At 72.2% G+C, this 12594-nt stretch carries 14 protein-coding genes and 1 pseudogene; 7 read left to right on the forward strand and 8 right to left on the reverse strand.

Annotated elements, in window-relative coordinates; all coding sequences use genetic code 11:
- Window positions 1-19 precede the first annotated feature (19 nt).
- Window positions 20-742 carry a DUF4230 domain-containing protein gene (locus AB0D46_RS03850; RefSeq protein WP_362875656.1) on the reverse strand — a complete coding sequence of 241 codons (723 nt, stop codon included), beginning with the start codon at window positions 740-742 and terminating at the stop codon, window positions 20-22.
- Between the two features lie 93 nt (window positions 743-835).
- Between AB0D46_RS03850 and AB0D46_RS03855 the strand changes: the two genes are divergently transcribed.
- The 3 genes from AB0D46_RS03855 to AB0D46_RS03865 all read left to right on the forward strand — a co-directional run bounded on the left by AB0D46_RS03855 (window position 836) and on the right by AB0D46_RS03865 (window position 3366).
- Complete coding sequence (locus AB0D46_RS03855) at window positions 836-1573, forward strand: VanZ family protein (RefSeq protein WP_362875657.1); 738 nt, start codon at window positions 836-838, stop codon at window positions 1571-1573.
- 226 nt (window positions 1574-1799) lie between these two features.
- Window positions 1800-1940: a hypothetical protein gene (locus AB0D46_RS03860; RefSeq protein WP_362875658.1), complete on the forward strand. Its 141-nt coding sequence runs from the start codon at window positions 1800-1802 to the stop codon at window positions 1938-1940.
- Window positions 1941-2010: 70 nt separating this feature from the next.
- Complete coding sequence (locus AB0D46_RS03865) at window positions 2011-3366, forward strand: radical SAM protein (protein WP_362875659.1); 1356 nt, start codon at window positions 2011-2013, stop codon at window positions 3364-3366.
- A 67-nt stretch (window positions 3367-3433) separates the two neighbouring features.
- Here the strand turns inward: AB0D46_RS03865 and AB0D46_RS03870 are convergent, their stop codons facing one another.
- The 3 genes from AB0D46_RS03870 to AB0D46_RS03880 form a co-directional block, all read right to left on the reverse strand.
- The gene (locus AB0D46_RS03870) at window positions 3434-5158 is read right to left on the reverse strand and encodes an acyl-CoA dehydrogenase family protein (RefSeq protein WP_362875660.1); all 1725 of its coding nucleotides are present in this window, start codon (window positions 5156-5158) and stop codon (window positions 3434-3436) included.
- Between the two features lie 80 nt (window positions 5159-5238).
- Window positions 5239-5796: a PadR family transcriptional regulator gene (locus tag AB0D46_RS03875; protein WP_362875661.1), complete on the reverse strand. Its 558-nt coding sequence runs from the start codon at window positions 5794-5796 to the stop codon at window positions 5239-5241.
- Window positions 5797-5922: 126 nt separating this feature from the next.
- On the reverse strand, window positions 5923-6513 hold the full coding sequence (locus tag AB0D46_RS03880) for a hypothetical protein (protein ID WP_362875662.1): 591 nt from the start codon (window positions 6511-6513) through the stop codon (window positions 5923-5925).
- A gap of 211 nt (window positions 6514-6724) precedes the next feature.
- Here AB0D46_RS03880 and AB0D46_RS03885 point away from each other — a divergent pair, with 211 nt between their 5' ends.
- Window positions 6725-7186 carry a hypothetical protein gene (locus AB0D46_RS03885; RefSeq protein ID WP_362875663.1) on the forward strand — a complete coding sequence of 154 codons (462 nt, stop codon included), beginning with the start codon at window positions 6725-6727 and terminating at the stop codon, window positions 7184-7186.
- Between the two features lie 13 nt (window positions 7187-7199).
- Here the strand turns inward: AB0D46_RS03885 and AB0D46_RS03890 are convergent, their stop codons facing one another.
- Entirely contained in the window at window positions 7200-7865 is a 666-nt protein-coding gene (locus tag AB0D46_RS03890; protein WP_362875664.1) for a response regulator transcription factor, read from the reverse strand.
- A complete protein-coding gene (locus AB0D46_RS03895; protein ID WP_362875665.1) occupies window positions 7862-9124 on the reverse strand; it encodes a sensor histidine kinase in 1263 nt (420 codons plus the stop codon). Before AB0D46_RS03895 ends, AB0D46_RS03890 begins: the two co-directional genes overlap by 4 nt.
- A 204-nt stretch (window positions 9125-9328) precedes the next feature.
- Here AB0D46_RS03895 and AB0D46_RS03900 point away from each other — a divergent pair, with 204 nt between their 5' ends.
- The gene (locus AB0D46_RS03900) at window positions 9329-9757 is read left to right on the forward strand and encodes a DUF2690 domain-containing protein (protein ID WP_362875666.1); all 429 of its coding nucleotides are present in this window, start codon (window positions 9329-9331) and stop codon (window positions 9755-9757) included.
- A 200-nt stretch (window positions 9758-9957) separates the two neighbouring features.
- Window positions 9958-10563, forward strand: a complete 606-nt coding sequence (locus tag AB0D46_RS03905) for a hypothetical protein (RefSeq protein ID WP_362875667.1) — start codon at window positions 9958-9960, stop codon at window positions 10561-10563.
- Between the two features lie 445 nt (window positions 10564-11008).
- On the opposite strand, the gene AB0D46_RS03910 is transcribed toward AB0D46_RS03905, so the two are convergent.
- Window positions 11009-11458 carry a DUF4440 domain-containing protein gene (locus AB0D46_RS03910; protein ID WP_362875668.1) on the reverse strand — a complete coding sequence of 150 codons (450 nt, stop codon included), beginning with the start codon at window positions 11456-11458 and terminating at the stop codon, window positions 11009-11011.
- 130 nt (window positions 11459-11588) lie between these two features.
- On the opposite strand from AB0D46_RS03910, the gene AB0D46_RS03915 reads away from it, so the two are divergent.
- Complete coding sequence (locus AB0D46_RS03915) at window positions 11589-12326, forward strand: beta-glucanase (protein ID WP_362875669.1); 738 nt, start codon at window positions 11589-11591, stop codon at window positions 12324-12326.
- A gap of 15 nt (window positions 12327-12341) precedes the next feature.
- Here AB0D46_RS03915 and AB0D46_RS03920 read toward each other — a convergent pair.
- Window positions 12342-12594: pseudogene (locus AB0D46_RS03920) on the reverse strand (hypothetical protein); the annotation flags it as partial.

Here is a 12594-nt window from a genome sequence, read left to right on the forward strand (position 1 = left end):
GGGCCCCGGTCGGCGGCGCTCACGCGTAGGAGATGGAGACCTTCTCGAAGCCGAGCGAGCGCAACAGGCCCTCCAGGATCGCCGTGGTGTTCCGTTCGGCCCGCCCCGTCAGGCCGGAGGCGCGGGCCGCCTCGTCGATCCGCTGGACCGCGACCTTCTGCACGGCCTGTTCGCCCGAGGGATTGTCCGAGAACAGGTCGCCGAGCCGGTCCAGCAGGCCCCGCTGCTTGGACACCGCGTACGAGCGCTTCGCGTCCAGGGCGGGGGTTCCGAGGGCGGCGTGGGGCAGTTTCAACGTCACGGCGGTCCGGTCCGCGTCGACGGCGACGGCCTTTTCGTCGAGTCCGCCCAGTTCCACGTAGGCCGAGACGGAGCCGGCTCCGACGTACAGGGTGCGGGTCCCGCGGACCGCGTCCGGGAGGAAGGGGGCGTCGTGTTCCAGGTCCACCACGACCTGGTAGTCACCCGCCGCTCCCTCCAACCGGCTCATGTCGCGCAGGGAGGTGAGGACGGCGGGACCGGTCCGGTCGTGGGTCCTGGTCCCGAAGAGGTCACCGAGGCCGGGCAGTTGGAGGAGCCGGCCGGCGACCAGGAGCAGGACGGCGACGGCCGCCAGGGCTACGGCGGCCCGTACCGCCCGGCGTCGGCGTCTGCGCCGCGCGTCGGGTCCGGCGGACGGCGCGGTGTCGTTCGCTGTGGTCTCCATGCGGACCGGATGCCCCGTCAATTCATGGTCATCCATGCCATGTCCATGCCGGTCGCGGCGGGCGGGCGTGGACGTCGCGCGGCGGGGTACACGGCCGCCAGCAACCGTACGGTTCCCGAGGGAGTGACCATGCACGAGCCGAAGAACGCCGCCGAGCCCCGCCGCAGGGCCTGGCGGCGCAGGCAGCCGTCCGTCCCGCCGGAACCGCGCCGGCCGCCCACCCATCCGGCGCTGCGCGTCCTCGCGATGTTGGGCGCCTTCGTGGGGACGGTCCTCTTCAGCATCGCCCTGGCCCGCGTCACCCTGGAGCCGTCGGCGGCCTCGGCCGCCCTGGTGCACAGCAACGTCCACCCGGGCGCGTCGATCGAGGCCTACATGGAAGGGGCGTCCGTCAAGGACGCGGTGAAGCAGCTCGGCGGGAACATCCTGCTGGGCGTGCCGTTCGGGGTGCTGCTGCCCGTGCTGTTGCCGCAGGCCCGCGGGCTGCTGCGGGTTGCGCTCACGACGGCCGTGGTGATGATGCTCGTGGAGCTGATCCAGGGGGCGCTGGTCACGGGGCGCGCCTTCGACGTGGACGACGTCATCCTCAACACCTCGGGGGCCCTGCTCGGGTACCTCTTCCTCGGCCGCCGCATGGGCCGCGCCGTACACCCGCGCCGGCACCACTGGTGGCAGCGCCGGCCGCGCCCGGTCGAGGAGCAGCCGACCCCGGACGGGGCGACCCGGCCGGCGCCGGAGGTCGACGTCGACACCAAGACGCTCCCCCGCACCGACACCCGCCCGCCGGCGGACACCCGCACCGGTGCGCGGAGCCTGGTCGACCGGTGGCTCAAGCGGGAGCCGGGAACGCGCACCGCACGTCCGTAGGTCATCTCCCTCCGACGGCTCCCGCCCGCCCCGGACCGCCGCGCCGCCGGTGGTCCGGCCCGGATCCGGCGTTGCCGGCACGCTCCGACGTCGCCGGGACTCGATGCCACAACGCGCCCGAATGCCGTCCGAGGCATGAGGTTACGATGGGCCGGTGACCGCCCACCCCGTCCGAGGAGGACGTGGTCGTCCAGTTCCCGGCCGACGGGGCAGCGGGCCCGGCGGCATGGCGCTGACCGCCTTCGACGCGGCCCCGCGCCGGTGGAGCGCCGGCGAATGCGGGGCCGAGGCCCGGCAGGACCCGGCCGCGGTGGCCGGGCGGGCCTTCGCGATGATGGCCCCGGCACTGGACGTCCGGACGAACTGAACCGTGCCGACGGCACCGCGCCCGCCGTCACACCCGCGCGCCCCGGCGCGCGACCTTGGAGGAGTCGGAAATGAAGCAGCACGCAGAAGGCACGGACGGCGTCAGCCGCACCGCACTGGTCGAGGACCTGATGGGCCGTTTCCCCCACGTGCCCCGGGAAGCCGTGATCAAGGAGGACCTGCTGCGCGGTGGCATGGCCTTCGACGAGTCCGCGCTCAGCGGCACCGCCGACGGCGGCAGCGGCGACGTCAAACCGAAGTCGTACTTCATCTTCTCCTTCGACCACCGCACGCTGCCGGAGCTGGGCGCGGCCGCCCTCAACCGGCCGCCCGAGGAGATCGTCCTCACCGGCGGCCCGTACGACCTGCGCCGCACCGTCGTCTCCGTACGGGTCAACCCGGACTCCCCGTACGTGGTGCGCGGCGGCGACGACGGCACGCTCGGCCTGTACCTGGACGGCGCACGGATCGCGGACGTCGGCCTGCCCCCGATGCCGGAGTACTACCGGCACAAGCTGTCGAACGGCAAGTCCGTGATGGAGGTCGCGCCGACGATCCAGTGGGGCTACCTGATCTACCTGACCGTGTTCCGGGTGTGCCAGTACTTCGGCGCCAAGGAGGAGTGCCAGTTCTGCGACATCAACCACAACTGGCGCCAGCACAAGGCGGCGGGTCGCCCCTACACCGGCGTGAAGCCGGTCGAGGAGGTGCTGGAGGCCCTGGAGATCATCGACCGGTACGACACGACCGGCGCGTCCAAGGCCTACACCCTCACGGGAGGCTCGATCACCTCCAAGGTCGCCGGCCGTGACGAGGCCGATTTCTACGGCCACTACGCGAAGGCCATCGAGGAGCGCTTCCCCGGCCGCTGGACCGGGAAGGTCGTCGCCCAGGCCCTCCCCCGCGACGACGTGCAGCGCTTCCACGACTACGGCATCCGGATCTACCACCCCAACTTCGAGGTGTGGGACCGACGCCTGTTCGAACTGCACTGCCCGGGCAAGGAGCGCTACGTCGGCCGCGACGAATGGCACCGCCGGATCCTGGAGTCCACGGAGGTGTTCGGCCCGCGCAACGTGATCCCCAACTTCGTCGCGGGCATCGAGATGGCCGAGCCCTTCGGCTTCACCAAGGTCGGCGAGGCGATCGAGTCGACCCGTGAGGGCCTGCGGTACTTCATGTCGCACGGCGTCGTGCCGCGCTTCACCACCTGGTGCCCGGAGCCGACGACGCCGCTCGGCAAGGCCAACCCGCTGGGCGCGCCGCTCGAATACCACATCCGGTTGCTGGAGACCTACCGGGCGACGCTGGAGGAGTTCGGCCTGAGCTCCCCTCCCGGCTACGGCCCGGCCGGTCCCGGCCGTGCGGTGTTCTCCGTCAGCTCGTTCATGGACAGCCTGGAGGGGCTGGAGGGCGACCAGGCCTGACGGCCGCCCCGGCCCCGTCGCCACGCGCGACGGGGCCGGGTTCGGGTCCCGGTCCGGACCCGGCCCGCTACGGCTTCATCTCGTACGCCCCGGACAACGCCTCGACCCGCGCCCAGACGCGGGCCGAGCGGTCGGCGTCCACGACGGGTCGGCGCACCGCGTCGAGCGCCCATGCCTGCTGCTGCGCGGTGGCGGAGTCCTTGCCGTGCAGCTCGACGGCGTGCGCGGAGAAGTCCCGTACGAGGACGGCGAACAGCTCGTCGAGCACGTCCTGGTCCAGGTCCGTCAGGCGGGCCTGCTCCAGGATCAGCTGGCCGTGGACGACGAGGGCGAACAACTGGCCCACGGCCAGGAGGAGGTCGAGGTCACGGCTCTGCGCCTCGTCGGGTGCGGCGGTGGTGACGAACGCGCACAGCGCGTCGGCCTGCTCGCGGAAGCGGGCGACGTTCGGCAGGGCCGCGTACCCATCGAAGGCGGGACGCCAGTCGTGGAAGCGTACGGAACCCAGGCCGCGGGCCGGGCCCTGCCGGAAGAGGAACGCGTCGTCGGCCGCGTCGAGGCGGGTCGGGACGGGCGCGTACTCGGCGGGTTCCAGCAGGTGGTTGCGCATGAACTTCAGGATCAGGGCGAGGTTGACGTGGACCGTGCCCTCCAGCTTCGGCAGCCCTCGGATCTCGACGGCGGCCTGGGCGAAGTAGGTGTCCTTCTCGAAGCCCTTGGCCGCGATGACGTCCCACATCAGGTCGATGACCTTCTCGCCCTCCGTGGTCACCTTCATCTTCGTCATCGGGTTGAAGAGGAGGTAGCGGCGGTCGTCGGGGCCGGCGGAGCGGAAGTAGTCGACGGCGCGGTCGCTGAACAGCTTCATGCCGACGAGGCGGACGTAGGCGTCGGCCAACTCCCGGCGCACGTGCGGGAAGGCGGTGACGGGACGGCCGTACAGGACGCGGTTCTGCGCGTGGGTGACGGCCTCGTACATCGCGTGCTCGCAGATGCCGATGGACGCCGTGCAGAGGTTGAACTTGCCGACGTTGACGGTGTTGAGCGCGGCGTCGAAGGCGGCGCGGCCGGTGTGCAGGACGTCGGCGGCGGTGACCGGGTAGTCCTCCAGGCGGAACTCGCTGACGTACTTCGAGGAGTCGACGACGTTCTGCACGAGCCCGTACGCCGGGTGGCGGCTGTCGGCGGCGAAGAACACGTAGCCGTCGGGTCCCTCCACGTCGGTGCGGCGGCCGAAGACGGAGACCAGACCGGCGGCGTTGCCGTTGCCGATGTAGTACTTGGATCCGGTGGCCAGGAAGCCCCCGTCGTCCTGCGGGGTCAGCAGCATGTCGGTGGAGTAGATGTCGGCGCCGTGGGTCTTCTCGGACAGGCCGAAGGCGAACACCTCCCCCTCGGAGAGGAGTTCGGCGGCGCGCTGGTGGGCCGCGGCGTTCTCACTCTGCCAGACCGGGCCGAGACCGAGGATGGTCACCTGCCACGCGTACCAGTAGTCGAGGCCGTAGAAGCCGAAGATCTCGTTGAGGGCGGCGATCCGCGCGGTGTCCCAGCGCTTGTCGGTCTCCTGCGGGCCGGCGGCGGACGCCGGGGTCAGGAAGGTCGCGAAGAGGCCCTCCTTCGCGGAGAAGGCCAGGAAGTCGCCCAGCCAGGCACGGGTGCGGTAGTCCTCGATCAGCCGGCGCTTGCCCCGGTCCTCGAACCAGTCGACGGTGGCGCGCAGCAGGCGGCGGGTTTCGGGGTCGAAGTGCGCGGGGTCGTAGGTGCGCGGGTTGAACAGCAGCGGGTCGGTCATCGGTGTGCGCCTTTCGGGTCGGGGGATGGTGACGGGGCGGGGCCGGCGGCCGCTCCCGGCGGCCTCCGGAGCCGGGCGGGTCAGTGCTCGGCGAGCCGGTGGAGGGTGGCCAGTACGTCCTCCAGCCAGGCGAGCTGCATCCGCTCGTAGGCGATGCCGCCGCGGAGCACCACGTGCTGGAGCTCGCGGCCCGCGTCGGTTGCGGCGGGGGCGTCCGGGCCGGTGAAATCGCGTCGCTCGCCGGCCAGGTAGTGCGTGAGCCGGTCGGCGTGCGCGAGGTGGTGCCGCTCGACCTCGCGGATCAGGGCGGCGGGGTCGTCGTCGAAGGCCGCCCCCCGGATCTTCACGGCGAGTTCGTGCCGGACGCTGTCGGGCTGGATCGGTTCGCCGAGCCAGGCGGACAGGACGGTCCGGCCGGCCTCGGCGACGGAGTACTCCTTCTTGTCCGGTCGACCCTGCTGGGGCACTTCTCGGACGTCGATCCAGCCGTCGCCCTCCATGCGCTTGAGCACGCGGTAGATCTGCTGGTGCGTCGCGGTCCAGAAGTACCCGATGGACCGGTCGAAGCGGCGGGCCAGCTCGTAACCGGAGCCCGGCTGCTCCAGCAGGGAGACGAGGATCGCGTGCTCAAGGGCCATGCCCCGAATCTTTCTATGCAACTCGTTGCACATACAAGCGCCGGCGCCCCGGTGAGACACGGCTCACGACGACGAGGCCCCCGCCGGCGTACCGGCGGGGGCCTCGAAGGGGCTAGGCGGAGAAACTCAGTAGGAGTTGCGGGACACCTTGAGGATCTTGCACTCGATCTTGTCGCCCGCCTTCGCGGACTGGGCGATCTCGTAGCCGAGCACGCCGGCCTTGTCGTCGGTGTACTTCTGGCCCGGGGCGAGGTTCTGGCCGAGCGAGGTCAGGTCGGCCTTCTTCTGACCGTTGACGAGGATCTCGCCCTCGACCAGGTAGGTGAACCGGCGGTCACCGCTGTTGACGTAGTCGACGGCGACGACGAGTTCCTTGATGTCGAACTCGCCCTTCTCCACCGCGCAGGTGGTGACCTTCGCGTCCTGGGTGATGTCCGCGTCCTTGCCGGCCTTCGGCGCGTCACCGGGCTTGCCCTGGGCGTCGGGGGCGACCGAGGCGCTGTCGTAGTTCTTGTCCAGCTCCTTGCCCACCTCGTTGGCCGCCTCGCCGACCAGCAGGGCGCACCCGCCGAGCAGGAGCAGGCCGAGGACGGTGGGGATGCCGCAGCCGAGGGCGACCTTCACGCCGGTGCTCATGCCCTGCTTCGGCGCGGGCGGCGGCTGCTGACCGTAGGGCTGCTGGGGATAGCCGTAACCCGGCTGCGGGGGCGTGGACATGCGGGGACTCCTGGGGACGTGAGGACGAGCGGCGCTCAGCTTAAACAAAACGCCAATGCGTGCCATCCCGTAATCAGGGAGTGAGACGGACCTCCGGCGAGGACGACGGCCCGTCACCCGAACGGACGCGTCCGGGTGTCAGGGGCACGGCGCTCCTTGGAGGCTGGACGGGCGTCCCCTTCGGGCGCTCGGCCCCACGAAGGAGCTTCCCGTGGCACAGCAAACGCCTTCCACCTCCCCCACCGGCGCACCGCGCGGCCGCGAACGTGACGAGTTCGACGCCCGGAGCGCGTGGGCCACGAGCGGAACCATGTTCGCCGGGGTCCTCCTCCTGATCGAGGGCGTCCTCGGCGTGATCAAGGGCATCTCCGGCATCGCCCGGGACGACGTCTACTCGCAGGTGGGCGACTACACCTTCAAGTTCGACGTGACGGCCTGGGGATGGATCCACCTGATCCTCGGCCTCGTGCTCGTCGTCGTCGGCGCCGGACTGCTCAAGGGCGCGCTGTGGGCCCGAGCGGTGGGTGTGGTGCTGGCGGCCATCAGCATCGTCCTCAACTTCATGTGGCTGCCCTACACGCCGATCTGGGCCGTCATCTCCATCGCCATCAGCTGTTTCATCATCTGGGCCCTGTGCACCGACGGCGGCCGCTCCCGGGCCTCCGGCGCCTGACCTCGCGGGTCGGCTACGGGGCGCCCGGAACCACCAGGCCCGTCTCGTACGCGACGACCACGGCCTGGGCGCGACTGTCGAGGTCGAGTTTGGTCATGGTCCGGTTGAGGTGGGTCTTGACGGTGGCCTCGCCGATGTACAGCCGCTCGGCGATCTCGGTGTTGGACAGCCCCTTCGCGGCCAGGCGCAGCACTTCCCGCTCGCGGGTCGTGAGGACGTCCAGGCCCGCGGGGGTGTCCGGCACCGGGTCGGCGCGGTTGACGTAGGCCTCGATCAGCCGGCGGGTGACGCTCGGGGCGAAGAGCACGTCGCCCTCGGCGACGGCCGTGACCGCCTCGATCAACCGCTCGGGTCCGGTGTCCTTGAGGAGGAACCCGGCGGCGCCGGCGCGCAGGGCGGCGTACACGTACGCGTCGAGGTCGAAGGTGGTCAGGATCAGCACCCGGGGCAGGGGGTCCACGGCCCGGGCGAGGATGCGTTCGGTCGCGGCGGTGCCGTCCAGGCCGGGCATGCGGATGTCCATGAGGACCACGTCCGGCCGGGTGCGGACGGCGGCTTCGACCGCGCTCTCCCCGTCCTCGGCCTCGCCGACCACCTCGATGCCGGGCGCCGCCCGCAGCAGCGCCACGAGGCCCGCGCGGATCAGGACCTGGTCGTCGACCACGAGGGTCCGGATCATGCCGGCGGTCCGTTCCGCCGCGGTCCGTTCCGCCGCGGTCCGGCCGCAGACCCGGCCGCGATCGGGAGAGTGAGGCACACGCGAAATCCCCCCTCGGTCCGTGGACCGGCTTCGACCGTTCCGCCGTAGAGCTTCGCCCGTTCGCGCATGCCGATCAACCCGTGCCCGGGTCCCGACGCAACGTTGGCCGGTTCCGGACGGTCGTCGGCACCCTCCGCGCCGTCGTCGGTGATCGTCACCAGCAGCGCGTGGGGGCGGTGGCTGACGAGGACGGTGACGGCCGCGTGCCGCGCGTGCTTGATCACATTGGTGAGGGCCTCCTGCACCACCCGGTACGCGCACAGCTCGACGCCGGGCGGCAGCGGCCGGGGCGTGCCGTCCGTCCGTAGGTCGACGGCGACCCCCGCGGCCCGCACGCGCTCGGCCACGTCCGCCAGACCGGCCAGCCCGGGTATCGGGGCGTAGGGGACGCGGCCGGCCTCGCCGTCCTCGATGTCCGCGGCGGAGCGCAACAGGGTGAGGATGCGGCGCAGTTCGCGCAGCGCCTCCTGACTGGTGTCGGATATCGTCCCCAGGGCCGCGCGGGCCTGCTCCGGAGCCGTGGGGAAGACGTAACCGGCCATGCCCGCCTGTACGTTGATCACGGCCATGTGGTGCGCGACGACGTCGTGCAGTTCGCGGGCGATGCGCCGCTGCTCCTCGGCGACCGCCTGCCGCTCGCGCCACTCCTGCTCCCGACGCAACCGCGCGGTCAGGGACGCCAGTTGCCCGTTGCGTTCGTCCAGGACGCGGGCCCCGTTGCCGAAGAACCACACCACGGCCGGCACGCCCAGGGCTTGCACGACCGTGGTGGTCAGGCCGATCTCGGGGGCGGCCAGCCCGCTCCACAGGACGACGGCCCCGCACAGCGCGGCGCAGGCCGCGGCCGTCCGGGGCGGACGCCGGGCGGCGACCCCGTACAGGGCCGCGGCGGGGGCCCAGAAGTTCAGCGAGGGTTGGTAACCGGCCGCGAGGTAGCAGGCGTAGCCGAGACTGGAGGCCACCAACGCGAACACCGGCGCGGACCGGCGCGCGGCGAGCGGCAGCGCGACGCACGCGGTCAGCAGGTAGGCGGTGGTGTCGAAGGGGGGCCGGCCCGGCGGCGTGTACTGCCGGCCGGCGACGGCCGCGGCGGCGGTCACCCCCAAGGCCAACGCGGCGTCGGCCCACCGCGGATCGACGGAGCGGGGCCGGTCCGCCGGCCAGACCCTGAAGCGCATCGGCGCACTGTACGCGGCGGCCCCCGAAGGGGTCGTCATACCAGGGGTGGAGGGGTCCGGGGCGCGGTCCTGACGCGAGGGTTTACCCACGGAGTCCACTGTGCGGTGGACGCCCGGACGGCGGCATCCGGGAGACCGTACGGAGGTCCGAACGCACGCCGCCCGGCGTGCGGATCACTTCACCGGTCACCACAGGGGGATCACGTGCGGATCAACAAGAGGATGGGCGTCCTGACGGCGGGCGTCGCCGTGTTGGCGGGACTCGGGCTCACCGGTACGGCGGCGCAGGCGGCGCCCGCCGCGACGACGGGCGCGGCCTCGGCCCTGGCCTGCTCGACGTCGAACGCGGTCACGAAGAAGACGGGCAGCGTCGACTCCATCCGGATCGAGCTGCGGTACAGCACCTCCAGCCGCTGCGCCTGGGGCCGGATCCTCAACGCCGACCCCGGCGACAAGGTGTGGGTGGACCGGTCCGCCAACGGAGGCGCGACCTGGACCGGCCCCATGGGCATGACCACGGTCACCTCCGGCAGTGACACGCACACCCCGGCCTACGACGACGCGGGCTGGGTGATGCGGGCCTGCGCCTGGAACGACACCACCGGCACCGTGCGCTGTACCGGCTGGTACTGAGACCCCGGCCGCGCGGTCGCACGCTCACGGGGGGCGGGCGAGCGCGCGGCCGGTTCCGGTGGACGCGCGGTGGCGCCTCGTCGGGGACGTTCGTCGACGCAGCGCACCGGAAGGGCGGAGTCCGGCGTACGGTCGAGCGACCGGCCGGGTCCCGCCCGGCGGGGCCGGTCCTCCTCGACGTCCTGACTCGGAGCACGCCGATGCGCCTCTACGCACAGACCCCCGCCCGTCGGAGCCGCCAGGTCCTCGCGGACGTGATCGCCGTGGCACTGATCACCGCCGCGGTGTGGTTCGCCCTGACCGTCCACGACGCGATCATGATGCTGGCCGAGCCGGGGCGGCGGGTCGAGAGTTCGGGCACGGGCCTCGCCACCGAACTCGGCAACGCCGGCGACGCGGCCGCGAACGTGCCGCTCGTGGGCGGACTGCTGCGCAAGCCGCTCCGGTCCGCGGCCGACGCCGGTAACGGGTTCGCCGCAGCAGGGCAGTCACTCCAGGACGCCGTCGCCGAGGTCGCCGGCCTGACCACGGCGGCCCTGATCATCGTCCCGGTGGCCGTCGTCCTGCTGCTGTGGCTTCCCGCCCGCCTGCGCTGGATCCGTCGCGGAAACGCCGTGGGGCGCCTGCGCGACACCCCCGCAGGCGCCGACCTGCTCGCCCTGCGCGCCCTCACCGGCCCCTTGGGCGACCTCGCCGCGCTCCCGACCCCGGAAGGTGGTTTCGCCGACGCCTGGCGGCGCGGGGACCGGGAGGTCATCGGCGAACTGGCCGGGGTCGCCCTCAGGCGGGCCGGCCTGCGGCCCTGACCCTCGGAGCGCGGGAGCCACGCGGGGGTGCGCAGGCGCCGGTGTTCGAGGGCCGCGGCGAGGACGTAGGCGCCGCCGCCCGCGACGGCGAGCATCCAGTAGCGGACGGCACTCCGGACGAGGGATCGGAGGCGGCTGCGGTCCCCCGTCGGGCGCCGCCGGCACGGCGGGCGGGGCGGGTCGGCGGGCGGGGCGGTCGGCGGCAGAGCGAGGAGCGCGGTGGCGGCCACGGGGTGGGGCGGCGGGCTCGCCCTTCGTGCGTCCTTGGTTCATGACGCACAGCCTCGGGTCGGGCGGTGTCCACATTCCATGCCCGGCGGCGGCGGTGACCGTCCAGTCCTGTCCGCGCCCGTCCACCCGCCGCCGCGGCCACCACTCCACGGCCATCGCGGCCCGCGCACCGGGAACGGCGTTCACCCGGGCGTTGCGTTGCTCCCGGCTCCGCTCACTCTCCGGTCGGCGCGAGCGGCCCGATGCACGCGGGGTCGGCCGGGGCGTCGTCCCAGGCCATCGAGCTCATCCGCCAACCGGCGGGCGTCCGGACGAACTGGGTGGTCTTGCGACCCCGACCCTCGAACCACGTCCCGTCGAGGCAACCCGCCTTGCGGTACTCGCTGAACCGGTGTGCGATCGACTGGAAGATCTCGGTCCGCTCGTCGACCTCCCACTCCCGGAACTCCGTCAGGGTGCCGTCGGTGAGGATCCTCTCCCGGGGTGCGATGAACCCGTCGAGGTCGTGGACGACGGTCTCGCCCCCCACGTTCTTGATGATCATGCCCTGCGGAATGAACACCTCCCGCACCGCTTCCAACCGCGGCCTACCACCTCCGGTGTTGTCGAACGCGCCGAGGAACGTCCTCATCAGTTGGTCGAGTTCGCGCTTCACGTCGGACACGCGCCCATCCTCGCGCACCCCCTCGCGCCCCGGCAACGATCCCGCCGCAGAAGTAGCGCACCGCGTTCATTCCATCACGTACCGTGAGAAACGGAGGATGGATTCCACTCGCCGTGGGCAGAACTGTTTCATGGACACGGACTCACCCGGATGGCTGCGGCGCCTCACGCGCCGTCTCACTCCCAAGGGGGGCGGTGGATCGGCGGTCATCACGCCGCGCAGCGCTCCCGTCTTCACCGCCGACTTCACCTCCCCCACCCAGTGGATCGCCGGCCGCTCGTGGGCGTATCCCGGCGGCGGCCCGGTCAACCCGCGCGACAACAAGCTCGACCACCTCACGGCCAACCCCGCCTACAGCCGCGGCGGCGTCTTCCGCGCGACCCTGCGCCCCGACGGGAAGTGGGACAGCGGCCTGCTCACCACCGAGGGCAGCGACGAGGGCTTCATGGTGCGCACCGGCGACGTACTGGAAGCCCGCGTGAAACTGCCGGTCGAGCGGGGAGCGTGGCCCGCGATCTGGACCTGGCGCGACGGCGGTCAGGAGATCGACGTCTTCGAGTACCACCCCGACAACCCGGACCTGCTGGAGCTGTCCAACCACGTACGGGAGGCCCACCGCTACCACCGCGACCCCTCGGTGCGACCCGGCGGTTGGGTGGACCTGAAGGTCGAGTTCGGTCGCAACTCGGTCGTCTGGTGGGTCAACGGAGCCCGCGTCTTCAGCGACGGCAGGGGGGTGGGCCGCACCTGGCGCGCCTACCTCATCGTCAACCTGTCGGTATGCGCCGGCAGGTACCACCCCGCCCCGGATCCCTCGGCCACCGAGATGTCGTACGAGGTGTCCCAGCTCCGGGTGTACCGGCGTTAGGTCGAACGGAACGGTTCAACCGGCCCCCACCAGGTCGGCGACCGCTGCCACGAAGCGGTCGACTCCGCCCGGGGCGGCCGTCAGGAAGAGGTTGGGCTCGATCAGCTCCAGTTCCATGACCACCGGGGCGCCGTCGGGGCCTCGCACGAGGTCGACCCGGGCGTACACCCCGACGGCGCCGGCCGCCGTGGGCGGGGGCGGGCGCCGCGCCGCCCCCGGGGGGGGGGGCGGCGACGGCCTCGACTGTCCCTGGTGCGACTTCATCAAA

Source organism: Streptomyces sp. NPDC048383 (assembly GCF_040651775.1).
Lineage (GTDB): Bacteria > Actinomycetota > Actinomycetes > Streptomycetales > Streptomycetaceae > Streptomyces.

Excerpts from the sequence above, each read along its gene's own strand:
- AB0D46_RS03915 (WP_362875669.1), top strand. The coding sequence starts at position 11,589 with ATGGACACGGACTCACCCGGATGGCTGCGGCGCCTCACGCGCCGTCTC.
- AB0D46_RS03850 (WP_362875656.1), bottom strand. The coding sequence starts at position 742 with ATGGATGACCATGAATTGACGGGGCATCCGGTCCGCATGGAGACCACA.
- AB0D46_RS03870 (WP_362875660.1), bottom strand. The coding sequence starts at position 5,158 with ATGACCGACCCGCTGCTGTTCAACCCGCGCACCTACGACCCCGCGCAC.
- AB0D46_RS03890 (WP_362875664.1), bottom strand. The coding sequence starts at position 7,865 with ATGATCCGGACCCTCGTGGTCGACGACCAGGTCCTGATCCGCGCGGGC.
- AB0D46_RS03905 (WP_362875667.1), top strand. The coding sequence starts at position 9,958 with ATGCGCCTCTACGCACAGACCCCCGCCCGTCGGAGCCGCCAGGTCCTC.
- AB0D46_RS03895 (WP_362875665.1), bottom strand. The coding sequence starts at position 9,124 with ATGCGCTTCAGGGTCTGGCCGGCGGACCGGCCCCGCTCCGTCGATCCG.
- AB0D46_RS03855 (WP_362875657.1), top strand. The coding sequence starts at position 836 with ATGCACGAGCCGAAGAACGCCGCCGAGCCCCGCCGCAGGGCCTGGCGG.
- AB0D46_RS03860 (WP_362875658.1), top strand. The coding sequence starts at position 1,800 with ATGGCGCTGACCGCCTTCGACGCGGCCCCGCGCCGGTGGAGCGCCGGC.
- AB0D46_RS03875 (WP_362875661.1), bottom strand. The coding sequence starts at position 5,796 with ATGGCCCTTGAGCACGCGATCCTCGTCTCCCTGCTGGAGCAGCCGGGC.
- AB0D46_RS03880 (WP_362875662.1), bottom strand. The coding sequence starts at position 6,513 with ATGTCCACGCCCCCGCAGCCGGGTTACGGCTATCCCCAGCAGCCCTAC.
- AB0D46_RS03865 (WP_362875659.1), top strand. The coding sequence starts at position 2,011 with ATGAAGCAGCACGCAGAAGGCACGGACGGCGTCAGCCGCACCGCACTG.